The organism is Plantibacter sp. MPB07 (assembly GCF_046619465.1).
Lineage (GTDB): Bacteria > Actinomycetota > Actinomycetes > Actinomycetales > Microbacteriaceae > Plantibacter > Plantibacter auratus.
The window spans coordinates 1,646,759-1,664,470 of the sequence record NZ_CP177043.1 but is presented as its reverse complement, the minus strand read 5'-3'; the positions used below and the strand labels follow the sequence as shown (position 1 = coordinate 1,664,470).

Below are 17,712 nucleotides of genomic sequence, written 5' to 3'. Positions count from 1 at the left end.
AACGGCCGGGGAACGGGGACCACAGGAGAGCGCCGCCTCTAGGCTGGTCGCATGGCGGAACTCCACGAGCTGACGGCGCTCGAGCAGTGGCAGGCGTTGCAGCGGGACGAGGTCTCACCGACGGAGCTCGCCCGGCACTACCTCGACCGCATCGAGCGCCTCGACGACGCGATCGGCGCCTTCACCTCGGTCGCCGCCGGATCGCTCGCCGAACGCGTGGAGGCGGTCGAGGCACTTCCTCGGACCGCACCGCTCTGGGGACTCCCGATCGGCGACAAGGACCTCGTGTCCCGTGCCGGTCAGCCCGTCCGCTTCGGGTCACGGCTCACCGCGGAGGTCGTGGCGACGACCGACGACGAGCTGGTCGGCGTCCTCGACCGGGCCGGAGCGGTGAGCCTCGGGAAGACCGCGACCCCGGAGTTCGGGCTCTACGGCTACACGGAGCCGCTCGACGGGGTGCCGACGCGGAACCCGTGGGCCCTCGACCGCGGAGCGGCGGGGTCGAGTGGCGGGGCCGCAGCCGCCGTCGCCGCGCGGCTCCTCCCGTTCGCCCCCGGCTCCGACGGTGGCGGCTCCGTCCGCATCCCGGCGGCCGCCTGCGGGCTCGTCGGCCTGAAGCCCACGAGGGGGCTCGTCCCCGCGGGCTCCGGTGTCGACCGACTCGCCGGCCTCGTCGTCCCCGGGCCGATCGCCCGGACCGTCGCCGACGCGGCGCTCCTGCTCGACGCGATGATCGAGCGCGTGCACGGACGCATCGACCACCACTTCACGCTGCGCGCACCCGACGCCGACGACGGACCACTGCTCGGGCACGCCGTCCGCGGCGAAGGCCGGTTCCAGTTGGCGGTCCTCGACGGCTCACCCTGGGACAGCGCCTTCGAGCTGGCGGTGGACCCGGAGGCCCGCGCCGCCGTCGACGTCGCCACCCGGGCGTTCACCGCGATGGGGCACGGCCTGGAGGAGCTCACCCTCCGCGACGCCGAACGGTACCCGGCAGACTTCACGACGATCTGGCAGGCCTCAGCGGCCGGTGTCCCGGCGTCCTCGGAGGCGGAGCTGGCGCTCCTCGAACCCGTCACGAGGTCCCTCGTCGAGCGCGGTCGGGCGCTGCCGGCGACCCGGCTCATGGAGACGCTCGCCAGTCTCCACCGGTTCGAACGCAGCGTTCTCGCGCAGTTCGCGCCGTTCGACGCGATCATCACGCCGGCGCTCGCCCAGACACCACGGCCGATCGGGTGGTACGACCAGGACTCGCCCGAGCTGAACTTCGAGCAGCAGGTGCGCTACGCGCCGCACACCTCCTTCGTGAACGCGACCGGCCTTCCGGCCATCACGCTCCCGGTGCACGAGACGTCCGAGGGGCTGCCGATGGGCGTCCAGCTGATCGGGCGTCCCGGTGGCGAGGCCACCCTGCTCGCCCTCGGTGCGCAACTGGAACGGCGACTGCGCTGGCAGGACCGCGTCCCGTCCGTCGCCCGCTGACCGATCGTCGCCCCGCGTCGCCCGGTGGCGTATGACGGGATGTGACATCGCGGCCGGACCTCGTCCCTCCCGCTGCGCCTAGGGTGCTGAGGCGGCCCGGTCCGGACGGACCGATCGCCGCTTCACCGGAGGAGTCGATCATCAGCGAACAGTCCAGCCCGACGCGGTCCAGCCCCAAGCAGCTCATCCTCAACCTGTTCGAGATGAACTGCGTGAGCCACATCACCCACGGCCTCTGGCGCCTGCCGGACAACCGACGCGACCAGTACACCGACATCCGGTACTGGACGACACTTGCCCGGACAGCGGAGGCGGGCGGGTTCGACGCGATCTTCATCGCGGACGTGGTCGGCGCCTACGACGTCTTCCGCGGCGGCCCGGCCGACGCCCTGCGCGAGGGCCTGCAGATCCCCAACAACGACCCGCTGCTCGTCGTCCCCGCGATGGCCGCCGTGACCGAGCACCTCGGCTTCGGCATCACCTTCTCGACGAGCTACGAGCCGCCGTTCGCCTTCGCGCGTCGCATGAGCACCCTCGACCACCTGACGAACGGCCGCGTCGCGTGGAACATCGTCACCTCCTACCTGCCCAACGCCGCACGGAACTTCGGCCTCGCCGAGGAGATCCCGCACGACGAACGGTTCGCGATCGCCGAGGAGTACCTGGACGTCCTCTACAAGCTCTGGGAGGGCTCCTGGGACGACGACGCCGTCATCCGCGACCGGGAGACCGGCGTCTACTCCGACCCCGACAAGGTGCGGTACATCGATCACGTCGGACGCTACTTCCAGGTCGCCGGACCGCACCTGTCCGAGCCGAGCGCGCAGCGGACACCGCTGCTCTACACCGCGACCGCATCGCCTGCCGGCATCGCGTTCGCCGGCCGGCACGCCGAAGCCGTGTTCACGGGCGTGCGGGGTCCAGGTGGTGCAGGACCCCTCCTCGAGCGGTTCCGTGCGGCAGCGGCCGACAACGGACGCGACGGGGCCGCGCTGAAGATCGTCGTCCAGGCCGCCGTCATCGTCGGGCGGACGCAGGAGGAGGCCGAGGCCAAGGCCGCGCAGTACCGCGAGCATGCGAGTATCGTCGGCCGGTTCGTGCACGCCGGGCTGCCGTTCGACCCGCTGGCCCACCCGGAGGACTGGACCGTCGCCGAGGCGCTCGCCGCAGAGGGGGTCCCGGCGGACGCCCTGCCGCCGCAGGTGACGGCCGGCACCGTCGGCGAGTTCATCGTGCGGGTCGGCAGCGACCTCGAACGGGAATTCTTCGCCGTCGGCACCCCCGAGGTCGTCGCCGACGAGATCGAGCGATGGTTGGACGAGGTCGGTATCGACGGGATCAACCTGCGGCAGTACCACAGCCTCGACACGCTCACCGATTTCGTCGAACTCGTCGTGCCGGAGCTGCGTCGCCGAGGGCGGCTGCGCGACGCGTATCGACCGGGGGAGACGCTCCGCGAGCGCCTGACGGGTGGGGCGGCCCGGCTCCCCGACGACCACCCGGCCGCACGATATCGCGGAGGACGGAACCTCGGCGACCAGCACGAGAGGGCGCTCGACGGTCACACGGCGTCATCGAGGGAACCCGCGGGAAACCTGTCGTAACAGAGCGGCGGGGTGGCCCGGTGCGCCGACCAGGATGGGCAACCACACCGGCACAGCACCGGACCACCCCGACCCACAGGAGTACCCGTCATGACCCGAACCACCAGACGGCGAGCACGACTCGCCGCCGCAGCCCTCGTCGCCGTGAGCATCGCGCTGACCGGCTGCTCTGCGGCGTCGGCCTCGTCCGACGCGGACGGTGGCAGCCTCACCTACCTCGACGCGGAGATCCCCACCTCGGCGCAGGTGCAGGAGGCGGGCACATGGCAGACCCGTGCGCTCCAGCAGAACATCACCGACCGACTGCTCTACCGCAACGCGGAGACGGGCGAACTCGAACCGTGGATCGCCGACTCCTGGACCGTCAGCCCCGACGGTCTCACGTACACCTTCGTGATCCGTGACGGCGTCACCTACAGCGACGGCACCGCCGTCGACGCCACGAGCGTCGCGAAGAACCTGAACTGGCAGTCGACCGGCGACGAGGCGAAGGGCACGACCCCGAACGCGCAGTTCCCGCCCGGACTCGTCGCGACGCCGGACGAGGCGACCAGCACCGTCACCGTCGTCCTCGCCGCACCCTACGCGCCCTTCCTCAACGTGCTCACCGGGTGGGGATCCGGGCTCGTCGCCGACGCCACGATCGACGCGAGCAAGGAGGAGCAGTCGAAGTTCGTGAACCTCATCGGCTCGGGCCCCTTCGTCGTCGCCTCCGAGACCTATGGCAAGGAGATCGTGCTCGACCGTCGTGAGGGGTACGCCTGGGCCCCGCCGTCCTCCCCGAACCAGGGCGAGGCGCACCTCGCCTCGGTCACGGTCATCCCCGTGCAGGAAGACAGCGTCCGGCTCGGCACCCTGAAGTCGGGCGAGGCCGACGTCATCCGCTACGTCCAGCCGAGCGAGGAGCAAGGGCTCGTCGACGCCGGCTACGAGATCGTGTCCAAGACGGGTGTCGGTCTCAGCAACCAGTGGTTCCTCCGCAGCCAGGCGCCGTTCCTCGACGACGTCGACGTCCGCAAGGCGCTGCTGCACGCGATCGACCGTGAGCAGATCATCGAGACGCAGTACACCGACAGCTGGACGCCCGCGACGTCGGTCCTGTCGCCGGGCACCTTCGGCTACGTCGACGAATCGGCGAAGTTCGCCTACGACCCGGATGCGGCGAACCGCCTCCTCGACGGCGCCGGCTGGACCGAGCGCGACGCGGACGGCTACCGCACGAAGGACGGCGAGCGGCTCACGGTGAAGACCTACATCGACGTCTACGACAACACGGCGAAGAGCCTCTTCCAGCAGATCCAGAACCAGTTCAAGGACGTCGGGATCGAGCTGTCGCTCAACGAGCTCGACTACTCCACCTACTGGGCGACCGCGTTCGCGGACCCGGAGGTCGGGGCGCTTCGGGTCGGTTGGCCGCACCCGGACCCCTCGAAGGGCCTCAGCGAGTACTACAGCAAGGACGGCTCAGACCTCCTCGGTCTCGCCGGCTCCGACACGACCCTGCAGTCGCTGCTCGACGCGCAGAACGCCGCGACCGACGACGACACCCGTGCGGCGATCCTCGGACAGATCCAGGACCACCTGATCGACCAGGCCTACGTCGTCCCGATCCTCAACGACAGCCAGGTGTTCGTCACCCAGCAGCGGGTGAAGGGCTTCTCCCTCACCGACGGCGCCCTGCCGGAGTTCTACAACACCTCGATCGAGGACTGAGCGAGCGGGAGGGCGGTCGATCGGTCCGCCCTCCCGTGTCCGGTCCCGTCCCTTCCGAGAGGAGGCCCCACATGTCCAACCAGCATCCGAACGCCAGCGCGGCGGACACGCGACACCGGCAGTACCGCGAGTACGTGATCAGGCGCGTCGCCCAGGCGCTCCTCGTCATCGCGCTCGTCTACACGCTCGTCTTCTTCACCCTCTTCGTCCTGCCCGGCGACCCCATCGAGAACAAGCTGACGAGTCCGCTCAACCCACTGCCCCCGTCCGCCGGCGAAGCACTGCGGGCGTACTACCACTTCGACCTGTCGCCGCTCGAGCAGTTCACGCTGACGGTCGGGCGGCTCCTCCACGGGGACCTCGGCTACTCGCTCGTGAGCGGTCGTGCCGTGTCGGACCTCGTCGCGCAGGGCTTCTCGGACACGATCGTGCTCGCGGGCGTGGCGTTCGTCATGACGATCGTGCTGTCGCTCGCGATCGCGCTCACCGCCGTGTACGCCCCCGTCAGGGCGATCAGGAGCATCGCGGCATCGGCGCCCATCGCCTCCATCTCCGCGCCGAGCTTCCTCATCGGCTTCGTGCTCCTCGCGATCTTCTCCTTCCAGCTCGGCTGGGTGTCGTCGGTGCGCGATCAGGGCTTCGTGTCCTACGTGCTCCCGGCGCTGACCCTGGCGCTCGCCGTCAACGGTCCGTTGACGCAGGTGTTGATCCAGGGACTCCGGAAGGCTGCGGACGAACCCTTCGTCACCGTGCTCCGCGCGAAGGGGACGAGCGAGGTCCGGATCGCCCTCGGCCACGTCCTGAAGAACGGTGCGATCCCGTCGATCACGATGCTCGCCCTCGTCGTCGGAGAGTTGCTGGCCGGCGCCGTCGTCGTGGAGGCCGTGTTCACCCGCACCGGCCTCGGATTCATCACCTTCGAGAGCGTGCGCGATCAGGACACCCCGGTGATCCTGGCCGTCGTCATCCTCATCTCCTCCATCTACGTCGGCATCAACCTCGTGACCGACCTCGTCTACCCCGTCCTCGACCCGCGCATCGTCAGGCCCGGGCATGGGAGGTCACGACGCTCCCGCCTCGCCAGGCCTGCTGTCGCGACAGCGGCGGCGACGGGGACGGCGGTACCCGGCGGTATCCCGACGAAAGCGAGCGTGGACGCATGAGCCTCCGACTCCAAGCGGACCGCGACGTCACCGCGGCCGACGACGGACCGGACGCGTTCCGTCGACTCCTCGGCCGCCTCGGGGTCGCGGACGTCCTGGCGATCATCGTCGTCGGTCTCGTCCTCGTGTCCGTGATCGCACCCGGCCTCCTCACGCCTTACGACCCGCTCGAGCCCGACGACGCCAACGCGCTCGCCGCTCCATCGGTCGCGCACTGGTTCGGAACCGACTCCCTCGGTCGCGACCTGCTGTCGCGGGTGATCCACGGCACCGGTCGGACCCTGCTCGGCTCGGCGGTCGCCGTCCTCATCGGACTCGGCGCCGGCACGGTCCTCGGGCTCGTCGCCGCCTCGTTCGGCGGTCTCGTCGACGCCGTCATCAGCCGGATCGTCGACGTGCTGCTCTCGATCCCCGGGCTGCTCCTCGCGATGGTCGTCGTCGTGGCGCTCGGCTTCGGCACCCTGAACGCGGCCGTCGCCGTGGGGATATCCTCCATCGCGGCGTTCACGAGGATCATGCGCTCCGAGGTGCTGACGGTGAAGGACCTGCCGTTCGTCGAGGCGAGTCACCATCTCGGCGGGTCGCGGGCGTACGTCCTCGCGAAGCACGTCTTCCCGAACTCGTACTCCGCGGTGCTGTCGCTCACGGCCCTCCAGTTCGGCCTCGCGATCATCTGGATCTCCTCGCTCAGCTTCCTCGGGTACGGAGCTCCGCCGCCCGACCCGGAGTGGGGCCTGCTCGTCTCCGAGGGTCGTCAGTACGTCGTGTCCTCGCCGTGGCTCGTCGTCGTCCCGGGCCTCGTGATCGCCGTCACCGTGCTCGCCATCAGCCGTCTCAGCCAACTCACCCGCGAGAGGACCACCGCATGAACCAGGCAGCCCCGCAGCACAGCGCACTCCATGTCGTCGACGCGGCTCCGGTGCCGTTGCTCGTCGACGGACTCGCCGTCGGGTACCGGACACGTGGCTCGAGGGGGCCGACCGACACGGTGCGCGACGTGTCGTTCCAGGTCGGCCGCGGCGAGACGGTGTCGCTCGTGGGCCAGTCCGGTTCGGGGAAGAGCACGATCGCCCGGGCGGTCGCGGGACTCCTCCCGGGCAACGGCTCGGTCACCGCCGGTCGGGTCGCGGTCGCCGGACACGAGGTCGCCGACTTCTCCCGGAAGCAGTGGCGCCCCCTGCGCGGCTCGACGCTGGGTTTCATCCCGCAGGATCCGCTCAGTTCACTCGACCCGCTGCAGCGGATCGGCGTGCAGATCGCCCAGGCGGTCCAGGTGGCGGGCGACACCCCGCGCTCGGAGGTCCCCGCGCGCGTGATCGAGTTGCTCGAGCACGTGGGCATCCGTCAGGCCTCGGCCCGCGTGCGGTCCTACCCGCACGAGCTCTCCGGCGGGCAGTTGCAGCGGGTGCTCATCGCGATCGCCATCGCGGCGAGGCCCAAGCTGCTCATCGCCGACGAACCGACGTCCGCGCTCGACGTGACCGTCCAGCGGCGCATCCTCGACCTCCTCGACGGCCTCCGGCAGGAGCTCGGGCTCGGGATCCTCTTCATCACCCACGACCTGGCGCTGGCGCAGGAGCGCAGCGACGCGATCGTGGTCCTGCAGGACGGGAACGTCCGTGAATCGGGCCCGGCCGAGGAGGTGCTGCTTGCACCGCAGCACCCCTACACGGTCGCGCTGCTCTCCGACTCGCCCGCGTCGTCGCCGCTGCGCTACCGGGAACGCATCCGCGCTGCGGCCGAGCAGGTGCAGGTGGAGCAGCGCGGCGGGACGATCGTGCCACCCGCCGTGGTCGAGGTGTCGCACGTGTCGAAACGGTACGGGCGCGATCCTCAGACGCCGCCCGCACTCGACGAGGCTTCGCTCATGCTCCGCCCGCGCTCGATCCACGCGCTCGTGGGCGAGTCCGGGTCGGGCAAATCGACACTCGCCCGCATCGTCGCCGGGCTCACGTCCTTCGACGACGGGTCGGTGCGGGTGGCCGGCCGGGAGCTGTCACGGGACAACGCCGTCGCCAACCCCTTCGCGCGCGACCTCCAGCTGGTCTACCAGAACCCGCTCTCGGCGGTCGATCCGCGGTACACCGTCGGACAGATCATCGAGGAGCCCCTGCGGATCCACGGGGTGCGGAGCGCCGCCGAACGCCGGCGCCGCGTCGCGACCATCCTCGATCAGGTGGCCCTCCCCACGAGTGCGCTGGGGCGTCGTGCACGGGAGGTGTCGGGCGGTCAGCGCCAGCGGGTCGCACTCGCGAGGACGCTGGTCCTCGCGCCGACGGTGCTCGTCCTCGACGAGCCCACCTCGGCGCTCGACGTCTCGGTGCAGGCGCAGATCGTCGAACTGCTCCTCGACCTCCGGGACGAGCACGCGCTCAGCTACCTGTTCATCTCGCACGACCTCGGTCTCGTCCGGCAGATCGCCGACGAGGTGACGGTGCTGTCGACCGGGCGCGTCGTCGAGTCGGGTCCGGCCTCGGCCGTCCTCGGGCATCCGCAGCACGCGTACACTCGGGAGCTGCTCGACGCGGTGCCGCGGTTCGACGTCGAGCGGCTCGATCCGAGCCGGTTCGAGGCCGTCGGATGAGCGCACCGACCACGGAGCCATGCACGGAGGAGACCATGTCACGATCGTTCGACGACCTCGTCGCCGAGGCCGACGCCGCCTCGGTCGACGGATGGGACTTCTCGTGGCTCGACGGCCGAGCCAGTGAGGCGCGCCCCTCCTGGCGGTTCTCGGAGCTGCTCGGGAGACGTCTGGCCGACGTCCCGTCCTCGCTCGACCTCGAGACCGGCGGGGGAGAGGTGCTCGACACGGCGCCGGTGCTTCCACCGCTCGCGGCCGCCACCGAGTCCTGGCCACCGAACCTCGCCCGAGCCGCCGCCCGCCTGCACCCGCGCGGGGTCGTCGTCGTTCGCACGGAGGAGGGTGCTCCACTGCCGTTCGCGGACGACTCGTTCGCGCTCGTGTCGAGCCGGCATCCCGTAGCTGTGGACTGGGCCGACGTGGCGCGGGTGATCGCGCCGGGAGGAGGCTACCTCGCCCAGCACGTCGGACCGGCGAGCGTGTTCGAACTCGTCGAGGCCTTCCTCGGCCCGCAGCCCGAAGCCGTCCGTCGAGCACGTCACCCTGATGACGAGGCCGACGGCGCCCGCGCCGCCGGACTCGAGATCGTGGAGCTGCGGACCGAACGGCTGCGGATCGAGTTCCACGACGTCGGTGCGATCGTCTGGTTCCTGCGCAAGGTGATCTGGATGGTGCCCGGATTCACCTCCGCGCGGTACCTCGACCGCCTGCAGGAGCTGCACCGTTCCCTGCAGGAGGACGGCCCGTTCGTCGCGCACTCCTCCCGAACCCTCATCGAGGCCCGCAAGCCCGCCCGGTGAGCAGCCCTGCCGAAGCGCCCTTCGACAGGCTCAGGGACCGGAAGACGGGAGACGATCCCCCTACGGGCGGGTGACGCGCGATCCCGACGTAGGCTCGTCGTGACAGCGGGCGGAGGACGATCGAGTGACGGACAGCGGTACCGGGCGACGTCCTGTCTCCCGTCTGCGCACACGGCTGCTCGCCGGCCTCCGGGCGCGCATCCTCTCCGTCTTCGCCGTCGAGCAGGACCGTCCGCCGCAGTGGACGCTCGATCTCGAGGACGGAACCGACACCGGCCACTTCGCGCCCGAGTCTGCGGCCTGGGTCGTCCACGGCGGGGTCGAGACGATGGTCGCCGGTATCCGGGCGCTCCTGCTGCAGGCCGCCCACCCGGGCGCCCTGGCCGGTGTCCACGACTGGTCCCGATACCGGGAGGACCCCCTCGGTCGGCTCGACGGCACCATTCGTTGGATCTTCACCGTGACCTACGGCGATCGCGAGACGGCGCGGCGGACGAGCGACTACGTCCTGAAACTCCACGAGCGCGTGGTGGGCGAGTATCTTGACGCGCACGGAGTCGCCCGGCCCTACGCCGCCAACGATCCCGACCTCCTGCGCTGGGTCCACCTGGCCTTCACCGACGCCTTCCTGAGCGTCCGGCGGACCTGGGGTGGTCCGATCCCCGGCGGACCGGACGCCTACGTCTCCGACTGGGCGCTCGCCGGGGACCTCATGGGGGTCGTCGACCCACCGCGGTCCGCCGACGAACTGGCGGAACAGCTCCGGGGCTACCTCGATCGGGGCGAGCTCACCGGTGGTCCCCGGGTGACCGAGACCCTCGCCTTCCTCCGCCGACCGCCGCTCGAGCGGTCGCTCCTCCCGGCCTACTCGGTCCTGTTCGCCGGGGCGGTCGCGACGATCCCGCCCGAGTACCGCCGCATCCTCGGGCTCCGCACCGCCCACCTCGGGCCGATCCCGCTGCCGGTCGTGCCGGCGACGCGCGTCGTCCTCTGGGTCATCGGGCTCGTCCTGCACGGTGAGTCCCCGAGTCAGCGGGCCGCCCTGCGCCGGCACCGACGGGTCACGCGCGATGCCGGCTGAGACGGTCAGGACCGATGGGCGGTTCGTAGTCGACGGATGATGAGGAGCGCTCCGCCGCCGAGAAGGGCGAGCAGGGCCGCCATGATGGCGCCGATGGTCCAGCCGGTGCCGGTGTCGGCGAGTCCGTTCGATGCTGCGGACGTTCCGATTCCGCTTCCGCCTGAGCCAGACCCCGTGTCGCCCGAGCCAGGTCCGCCGTCGTCGTCGCCGGGACCCTGGTCGACGACCGTGAAGGTCACGACGGCCGTCGTGTCACCCGCCACACCGTTGACGGAGAACGCGACCGTGGCTTCACCCGGGGTGGAGCCCGCAGTGAGCGTCGCGCCGTAGGTGCCGTCGCCGTTGTCGATGACCTCGGACAGTGCGCCGAGGGAGGTGCTCAGCACGACGGTGTCGCCGCCGACCTCCAGGGGGATGCCGTCGGACCCCAGCAGGGAGACGATGACCGAGGACTCGGAGGTCCCGTCGGCGGGTATTTCGACGGGCGTCGCCTCGATGGTCGACGAGGCCGCTGCGGCGGTGCGGATGTACTCGAACGCCTGAGGCGTCGTGTAAACGGGTGCCCCGCTCTGGACGCCGCTCGACCAGGCGGTCGTCACGATCACGTCGACGAGACCGGCAGCGTGGGGCGGGGTCGTGGCGGCGACCACGCCGGGGGACGGCACGGCGATGTCGGTTCCTGCGATCCCGTCGAATGAGACGCCGACCGGGCTGAGCGGGACCGTGTCAGACCGTGTCGGTGTCCGCTCGGTGTTCCCGTTCACACCAATACCGAGCTGGCCCGACTGGTTGTTCCCGAAGCCGAAGAGCTCGCCGTCCGTGGTCAGCGCGAAGGAGTGCGACCGTCCGGCCGCGACAGCGATGACCGGAGCAGAGGAGAAGCCGGTGATGTCGGTGGGCAGGGGTCGCATCGCGGTTGTACCGTCGCCGATCTGTCCATTGCTGTTGTAGCCCCACGTGAACACCCGGCCGTCGATCGTCCGAGCCAGGGAGTGTGCTTCACCGGTCGCGATCTCGTCGACGACGACGCCGTCCAATGCGGGCACCGGCGTCGGTTGCCGTCGCACAGTGTTCCCGTCGCCGAGGTTCGACCCGCGGCCCCAGGTCCAGACTGCACCGGCCTCGGTGAGGACGGTGGTGGCCTGGAAACTGGGATCGACATCCTTGACCGGGACGCCCGCGAGTGCCGTGACGTTCGTCGGGGTGGGCTGCCGCATCGCGGTACCCTCACCGACCTCGCCGTAGGAATTGTCGCCCCATCCCCACAGACTCCCGTCGACCCCGACGGCGAAGGAGGTGAGGTACTTCGATGCCACGCGGGACGCCGGCACCGGCAGGGGGACCTGGACCGGGAGGTTCTGTTGCTGCCGGTCGCCGGTCCCCAATTGATCGCCGAGTCCGGAGCCCCAAGCCCACACCGTGCCGTCGGACGCGACGGCCATTGAGTGGACGGACCCGGCTCCGACGTCGATGATGTCCCGGTCGGCGAGGGCGGTCACCTCGACCGGACGGGTCTGATTCGCCGTGTCGTCGATTCCCAATTGGCCCGATGAGCCGAGCCCCCAGGTCCAGACGGAGCCGTCGACGCCGCGGACGATGGCGAACCGGTCGCCGGCTTCGACCTCGGCGATCGGCGGGAGGCCCTCGACCCGGACGGGCGTGAGCTGCGCCCTCGTCGTCGTGCCATCGCCGAGTTCGCCGAGCGTTCCGTCGCCGAGGGACCACACCGATCCATCGGAGTCCAACTCGAGGGTGAAGTAGAGCCCGGATGCGATGGAGGTCACGGTCGAGGAGACTCCTGGTGCCGGGGTCTCGATCCGTGTGCCTCCCGTGTCGGGTCCGCTCGCCGGCGTGACCGCCTGCGCGGCAATGGGGGTCAGGAGGGCCGCGGTCACGGTGGCGACGGCCGCTGCGGCAGCAGCACGACCGGCGAAGCGCTGACGGGGGAGAGTGGGGGTGCGCATGTGTTCCTATCGGGGGAGGTGAGCGATCTACCGCTTCGGATACCTCTAGTAAACCACAGATATATATTACGCTGAAGTACTCTACAAGATTGCCAAGCTGGACGGCAGCGGTCGACACGGACCCGTCCCTCAGGTCGCGGCGGCTCCGCCGCCCGCTCGCGCGTCAGAGGCGGGGGACGGAGGCGAGGAGCTGCGTCGTGTAGGGGTGCGACGGACGACTGAGGACCTTGGCGACCGGGCCCTCCTCGACGATCGCTCCGTCGCGCATGACGACGACCCGGTCGCAGAGATGCTGCACCACCCCGATGTCGTGTGAGACGAGCACGATCGCCAGCCCGAGCTCCTGCCGCAGCCCGCCGAGCAACTCGAGGATCTGCGCGCGGACGGTGACGTCGAGCGCGCTGAGCGGTTCGTCACCGACGAGGAGGCGCGGGCGGTGCACGATGGCGCGCGAGAGGGCGATGCGCTGCCGCTGACCACCCGAGAACTCGTGCGGGAAGCGGTCGGCCGCGTCGGCCTCGAGCCCGACGAGCCGGAGCACCGCGCGGACCTTGGAACGGTGGTCGCCCTCGATCCCGAGCGCCGAGAGCGGCTCGGCGACGATCCGCCCGACGCTCATGCGCGGGTCGAGCGACGCGTACGGGTCCTGGAACACGACACCCGTCTGTCGACGGAACCAGTGCAGACTCCTGGCGCTCGCGGTGGCGCTGACGGGACGGCCGTCGAACGCCACGGACCCGGAGCTCGGGGTGTCGAGCGCGAGGAGGAGGCGGACGAGCGTCGACTTGCCCGACCCCGACTCACCGATGATGCCGACGGCCTCACCGGGGGCGACGACGAGGTCGCTCGGGTGGAGCGCGACGGTGCGGCTCGGGCGCTGGAAGAGCGACTCCCGCTGGTTGGTGTAGACCCGACCGAGCCCCTGGGCGTGGAGCAGCGGCTCAGTCATCGTCCTCGCCCTTCCAGCTCATGGTCTTCGCGGCGGCCAACAGCCGCTGCGTCACGGGCGACACCGGCATCGACAGCAGTTGGGCCACCGGCCCGGCCTCGACGACCTTCCCCTGCGCGAGCACCACGGCGTCGCTGGCGATCCGGGAGAGGACCGCGAGGTCGTGGGTGATGAAGACGAGGGACGCCCCGGTCTCGCTCACGAGACGCTCGAAGAGGCCGAGGATCTCCGACTGGATGGTGACGTCGAGCGCTGTGGTCGGCTCGTCCGCGATGAGCAGGGAGGGTCCGCAGGCGAGGGCGATGGCGGCCGCGACCCGCTGGCGTTGTCCGCCCGACAGCTGGTGCGGGTACCGCCGGACGATGCGCTCGGGGTCGGGCAGACGGACTCGCGCGGCGAGTTCGACGGCCCGGTCGAGCGCTTCCCGTTTCGACAGCCCCTCGTGGATGCGCAGCGGCTCGCCGATCTGGCGTCCGATGGTGCGGATCGGGTTGAGCGCCGTCCGAGGCTCCTGGAACACGATCCCGATCTCACGCCCGCGGATGCGCGCGAGTTCGCGGTCGCCGCGGCCGAGGAGCTCCTCGCCCTGCCAGCGGATGCTGCCGCTCACCGAGGCGCCGTCGGGGAGCAGTCCGAGGATCGCCAGCGCCGTCAGCGACTTCCCGGATCCGGACTCGCCGATGAGGCCGAACCGTGCGCCCGCCGGCACGCTGAAGCTCACGCCGTCGACGACCCGGCGGCCACCGAGCGTGACGACGAGGTCCTGGACGTCGAGACTCATGCGGTCACCCCCTGGGGCGAGGTGGGGGTCGAGGTGGGTCCCCGGCGACCGAGGGTCGGATCGGTCGCGTCCCGGAGGGCGTCGCCCAGCAGGTTCAGGGCGAGGACGGTGATGGTGATGGCGAGCCCCGGCCACAGCACAGACAGCGGGTGCACGGCGAGGTAGGTCTGCAGTTCACTGAGCATCCGACCCCAGGACGGGACACTGGAGGGGGCGCCGTAGCCGAGGTACGACAGGCCCGCCTCGGCGAGCACCGCGACCGCCATCGACCACGACAGCTGGACGATGAACACCGGTGCGACGTTCGGCAGCAGATGCCGCGTCAGGTTCCTCACCGGTCCGAGACCGGCGGCCTTGCCGGCGAGCACGTACTCGCTGTGCGAGACCCGGCGGATCTCGGGTCGGGTCACCCGGGCGATGTTCACGCCGAAGCTGATGCCCACCGCCCAGATGACGACCCACAGCGAGCCGCCGAAGACGGAGGCGATCATCATGGCGATGAGGAGGGTCGGGAACGCGATGAGGATGTCGATCAGCACCGCGACCGTCTCCCGGACCCAGCGCCGCGTGAGCGAACCGAGGGCGGCGAGGGCGACCCCGATGACCGTCGAGACGACTGCGGAACCGATCGCGACGGCCACGGTCACCCGCGCACCGACGAGCAGCAGGCTGAAGATGTCGCGTCCGACCTCGTCCGTGCCGAGCAGATGGGCCGGCGACGGAGCCAGCCACTTCGCGAACGGATCGGTGAGCTGGGGGTCGTACGGCGTCCAGAGAAAGGAGACGCCGGCGTTCAGGAGGAGCAGGGCGACCACGACGAGCCCGAACACGCCGGCCGGGGTGCGGAGTCCGCCTGATGCCGCGCGCCGACGCGGGTGATCCTGACGGGCGGTCATGTGGTCCGCTCCCGTTCTCGGAGTCGCGGGTCTGCGAGACGGTGGACGACGTCCACGACGGCACCGATCACGAGGACCACCCCGGTGAGGACGAGGAGCTCGCCCTGCACCTTCACGAGGTCGCGGTTGCCGACGTCGGCGACGAGCATGCGCCCGATGCCTGGCAGGGTGAAGAGCTGTTCGATGATGACACTGCCGACGATGAGCCCGGCGATCTGGAGCCCGAGTACGGTGACGACCGAGAGGGCCACGTTCGGCAGCCCGTGGCGGATGAGTGCCTGCGAACGGGTCAGCCCCTTCGCCGCCGCCGTCCGGACGTAGTCCTGGCCGATCGCGTCGAGGGCGGCGGAACGGACGAAGCGCAGCAGGACCGCGCCCTCGACGACGCCGATCGTGAGTGCCGGGAGGAGGAGGGCGCGGATCGCCGCCAGCGGATCGTTCCAGCCCGCGCGCGGGAAGCCCTGCGCCGGGAGCCAACCGAGTACGACGGCGAAGAGGAGCACGAGCATCATGCCGGCCCAGACGACCGGGACGGCGGCGAGCCCCTGCGACGCGAAGGAGATGACGACGCCCGTCGCGCGGGTGCGCCGGACGGCCGCGAGCACCCCGAGCGGCACACTGAACGCGAGGGCGATCACGAGGGCCATGATGCCGAGCGGGACGGTCACCTGCGCCTTCTGGGCGAGTTCGCTGGCGACGGGGGTGCCCGTGATGAGCGAGTTCCCGAGATCGCCGCGGAGCAACCCGCCGATCCAGTCGAGGTACTGCAGGAGGACGGGCTGGCCGAGTCCCAATTGTTCACGGATCGCGGCGACCGCTTCGGGCGTCGCGTCCGTTCCTGCGATGACCTGGGCGACGTCGCCCGGGAGCACCCTGATGGTGAAGAAGATCAGGGCGCTCGCGGCGAGGAGCCCGACGAGGAGGAGTACCAGCCTCGTCAGGATGAACCGGGTCACCCGGTCACGGCGACCTTCGCCAGGTTGATGCGCGAGTTGACCGAGTCCACGGGGAAGCCGGTCACGCCGTCGCGCACCACCGTGAGGGTGATCGCGGTGTAGAGCCAGTCGGCGGCGTTGTCCTTCGACACGAGGTACGCCGCCTCCTTGAGCTTCTGGGCTGCGACGGCCGGATCGGTCGCCGCTACGGATTCAGCATAGAGCGACTGGACCTGCGCGTTGTCGTAGCCGAAGTAGTAGTTCGGGTTCGCCCAGTTCTGGAAGTCGCGTGCCTCGACGTGGTTCACGTAGCTGAGGTCGTAGTCCTTGTTCGTGTAGACGTCGTTCAGCCAGGTCGGGAACTCGACGCTCTTGACGGTGAGGGTGACGCCGATGGCTTTGAACTCGGACACCAGGACGTTGGCCACCGAGGTGCCGTAGAAGCTCGGGATCGTGAGCGTCAGGGACAGGTTCTCCTGGCCGGCCTGGGCGAGGAGCGCCTTCGCCTGTTCCGGGTCGTACTTCACGAGCTCGCTGAGGTTCTCGTAGCCCGGGTCGAGCTCGGGGATCGGTCCGTACTGCTCGACCGCGGCGCCGCCGACGGCCTCGACGATCGCGGCGTGGTCGATGGCGGAGCGGAGCGCCTGCCGGACGAGGGGGTCGTTCAGGGGAGCGCGCTGGTTGTTGAAGGCGAGGGTGTACTTGTCGGTCGTCTTGCCTTCGGTGATGCTGAACCCGTCGGCGCGGGTGATCTGGTCCTTGAGGTTCGCGTCGAGCGCCGTCTGCACGTCGAGTTCGCCGGCGAGGGTGGCGTTGACGGCGGAGGAGGCGTCGGGGATGTAGCTGAAGACGACCTCCTTGACCTTCGGAGCGTCGCCCCAGTACTTCGCGTTCCGGTCGAAGGTGATGCTGTCGCCCTGCTTCCAGGTCTTCAGGGTGAACGGCCCGGTGCCGTTGGCGGTCGTCGACAGGTCGTTGGTGGCGCCCGACTCCAGCACGAGTCCTGCGCGTCCGGTCAGGGTCCACAACAGGTTGGAGTCGGGCGAGGTGAGCTGCAACTGCACGGTCGAGTCGTCGACGGCCGTGATTGAGGTGACCTTCTGGAGCGCCACGTTGTCGACGAACGTCGGGTCCTGCTGCACCTGGGTGATGGAGTCGACGACGTCGGCCGCGGTCAGGGCGGCGCCGTCGTGGAAGGTCACGCCGTCGCGGAGGACGAAGGTGTAGGTGAGACCGTCGGCGCTGATGTCGTGGCTCTTCGCGAGCGTGTCGACGATCTGGTTGTCCTCGGTGCGGGACACGAGGCCCTGGTAGACGTTGTCGATGAGGATCTGATCGAGCGCGGCGCCCGAGGTGGTGCGGATGTTGAGGTCGGAGGGCTCCAGGACGAGACCGACCCGCAGGGTCGCGTCGGCGTCGGGCGTCGGGGTCGCGGCCGGGCCTGCGCAGCCGGTGAGGACGAGGGCGGCGCCGGTGACCGCGATCGCGGCGGTGAGGAGCTGACGACGCAGCTGACGATGACGCATGGAGGTCCTTTCGGGGATGCTGGAGTGGCCGGCATCTGGAGACGCACAACCGGTTCCGGGCAGCGGGCATTCCCGCCTGGGCCGCGTGAATACTGGACCGCGTCCGGAAAGCCGCATCGCTGGGGCTCCAGCGAGCGTACCCAGTCGACGTGTGTGGTGCCAGCCACGGTGTCAGGGGGCGTCACAGAGTGATCGGATCGTGATGTGCTCCGCCGCCTTGGAAGACCCGGCGCA

Annotated in this window: 14 protein-coding genes; 8 read left to right on the top strand and 6 right to left on the bottom strand. The window is 70.3% G+C overall.

The window, feature by feature from the left end:
- Window positions 1-51: 51 nt before the first annotated feature.
- From ACLIME_RS07790 to ACLIME_RS07755, 8 genes are all read left to right on the top strand, one after another.
- Window positions 52-1,482 (top strand): amidase, encoded by a 1,431-nt coding sequence (locus tag ACLIME_RS07790; protein WP_191941428.1) that lies wholly within the window; start codon window positions 52-54, stop codon window positions 1,480-1,482.
- 83 nt (window positions 1,483-1,565) lie between these two features.
- Window positions 1,566-3,086, top strand: coding sequence for an NtaA/DmoA family FMN-dependent monooxygenase (locus tag ACLIME_RS07785; RefSeq protein ID WP_411558579.1), 1,521 nt, complete (start codon window positions 1,566-1,568; stop codon window positions 3,084-3,086).
- Between the two features lie 90 nt (window positions 3,087-3,176).
- Window positions 3,177-4,799 carry an ABC transporter substrate-binding protein gene (locus ACLIME_RS07780; protein ID WP_411558578.1) on the top strand — a complete coding sequence of 541 codons (1,623 nt, stop codon included), beginning with the start codon at window positions 3,177-3,179 and terminating at the stop codon, window positions 4,797-4,799.
- 71 nt (window positions 4,800-4,870) lie between these two features.
- Complete coding sequence (locus tag ACLIME_RS07775) at window positions 4,871-5,962, top strand: ABC transporter permease (protein ID WP_197977659.1); 1,092 nt, start codon at window positions 4,871-4,873, stop codon at window positions 5,960-5,962.
- The gene (locus ACLIME_RS07770; RefSeq protein WP_124769613.1) at window positions 5,959-6,831 is read left to right on the top strand and encodes an ABC transporter permease; all 873 of its coding nucleotides are present in this window, start codon (window positions 5,959-5,961) and stop codon (window positions 6,829-6,831) included. Before ACLIME_RS07775 ends, ACLIME_RS07770 begins: the two co-directional genes overlap by 4 nt.
- Window positions 6,828-8,546, top strand: coding sequence for a dipeptide ABC transporter ATP-binding protein (locus ACLIME_RS07765; RefSeq protein ID WP_411558577.1), 1,719 nt, complete (start codon window positions 6,828-6,830; stop codon window positions 8,544-8,546). Before ACLIME_RS07770 ends, ACLIME_RS07765 begins: the two co-directional genes overlap by 4 nt.
- Before the next feature lie 35 nt (window positions 8,547-8,581).
- A complete protein-coding gene (locus tag ACLIME_RS07760) occupies window positions 8,582-9,346 on the top strand; it encodes an SAM-dependent methyltransferase (RefSeq protein ID WP_274500793.1) in 765 nt (254 codons plus the stop codon).
- Between the two features lie 124 nt (window positions 9,347-9,470).
- Complete coding sequence (locus ACLIME_RS07755) at window positions 9,471-10,427, top strand: oxygenase MpaB family protein (protein ID WP_236555500.1); 957 nt, start codon at window positions 9,471-9,473, stop codon at window positions 10,425-10,427.
- Window positions 10,428-10,432: 5 nt separating this feature from the next.
- Here the strand turns inward: ACLIME_RS07755 and ACLIME_RS07750 are convergent, their stop codons facing one another.
- From ACLIME_RS07750 to ACLIME_RS07725, 6 genes are all read right to left on the bottom strand, one after another.
- Window positions 10,433-12,391: an invasin domain 3-containing protein gene (locus tag ACLIME_RS07750; RefSeq protein ID WP_411558576.1), complete on the bottom strand. Its 1,959-nt coding sequence runs from the start codon at window positions 12,389-12,391 to the stop codon at window positions 10,433-10,435.
- A gap of 163 nt (window positions 12,392-12,554) precedes the next feature.
- Window positions 12,555-13,340 (bottom strand): ABC transporter ATP-binding protein, encoded by a 786-nt coding sequence (locus ACLIME_RS07745; RefSeq protein ID WP_411558575.1) that lies wholly within the window; start codon window positions 13,338-13,340, stop codon window positions 12,555-12,557.
- A complete protein-coding gene (locus tag ACLIME_RS07740) occupies window positions 13,333-14,121 on the bottom strand; it encodes an ABC transporter ATP-binding protein (RefSeq protein ID WP_274500799.1) in 789 nt (262 codons plus the stop codon). The genes ACLIME_RS07745 and ACLIME_RS07740 overlap by 8 nt, the downstream gene beginning before the upstream one ends.
- Window positions 14,118-15,017, bottom strand: a complete 900-nt coding sequence (locus ACLIME_RS07735; protein ID WP_411558574.1) for an ABC transporter permease — start codon at window positions 15,015-15,017, stop codon at window positions 14,118-14,120. The genes ACLIME_RS07740 and ACLIME_RS07735 overlap by 4 nt, the downstream gene beginning before the upstream one ends.
- A complete protein-coding gene (locus ACLIME_RS07730; protein ID WP_079707217.1) occupies window positions 15,014-15,973 on the bottom strand; it encodes an ABC transporter permease in 960 nt (319 codons plus the stop codon). The genes ACLIME_RS07735 and ACLIME_RS07730 overlap by 4 nt, the downstream gene beginning before the upstream one ends.
- Window positions 15,970-17,478, bottom strand: coding sequence for an ABC transporter substrate-binding protein (locus tag ACLIME_RS07725; protein WP_411558573.1), 1,509 nt, complete (start codon window positions 17,476-17,478; stop codon window positions 15,970-15,972). The genes ACLIME_RS07730 and ACLIME_RS07725 overlap by 4 nt, the downstream gene beginning before the upstream one ends.
- Window positions 17,479-17,712 lie beyond the last annotated feature (234 nt).

What these genes read in the sequence shown, in the direction of transcription:
- ACLIME_RS07790 (WP_191941428.1), top strand. Translation starts at nt 52, where the DNA reads ATGGCGGAACTCCACGAGCTGACGGCGCTCGAGCAGTGGCAGGCGTTG.
- ACLIME_RS07780 (WP_411558578.1), top strand. Translation starts at nt 3,177, where the DNA reads ATGACCCGAACCACCAGACGGCGAGCACGACTCGCCGCCGCAGCCCTC.
- ACLIME_RS07775 (WP_197977659.1), top strand. Translation starts at nt 4,871, where the DNA reads ATGTCCAACCAGCATCCGAACGCCAGCGCGGCGGACACGCGACACCGG.
- ACLIME_RS07770 (WP_124769613.1), top strand. Translation starts at nt 5,959, where the DNA reads ATGAGCCTCCGACTCCAAGCGGACCGCGACGTCACCGCGGCCGACGAC.
- ACLIME_RS07765 (WP_411558577.1), top strand. Translation starts at nt 6,828, where the DNA reads ATGAACCAGGCAGCCCCGCAGCACAGCGCACTCCATGTCGTCGACGCG.
- ACLIME_RS07760 (WP_274500793.1), top strand. Translation starts at nt 8,582, where the DNA reads ATGTCACGATCGTTCGACGACCTCGTCGCCGAGGCCGACGCCGCCTCG.
- ACLIME_RS07750 (WP_411558576.1), bottom strand. Translation starts at nt 12,391, where the DNA reads ATGCGCACCCCCACTCTCCCCCGTCAGCGCTTCGCCGGTCGTGCTGCT.
- ACLIME_RS07745 (WP_411558575.1), bottom strand. Translation starts at nt 13,340, where the DNA reads ATGACTGAGCCGCTGCTCCACGCCCAGGGGCTCGGTCGGGTCTACACC.
- ACLIME_RS07740 (WP_274500799.1), bottom strand. Translation starts at nt 14,121, where the DNA reads ATGAGTCTCGACGTCCAGGACCTCGTCGTCACGCTCGGTGGCCGCCGG.
- ACLIME_RS07735 (WP_411558574.1), bottom strand. Translation starts at nt 15,017, where the DNA reads ATGACCGCCCGTCAGGATCACCCGCGTCGGCGCGCGGCATCAGGCGGA.
- ACLIME_RS07725 (WP_411558573.1), bottom strand. Translation starts at nt 17,478, where the DNA reads ATGCGTCATCGTCAGCTGCGTCGTCAGCTCCTCACCGCCGCGATCGCG.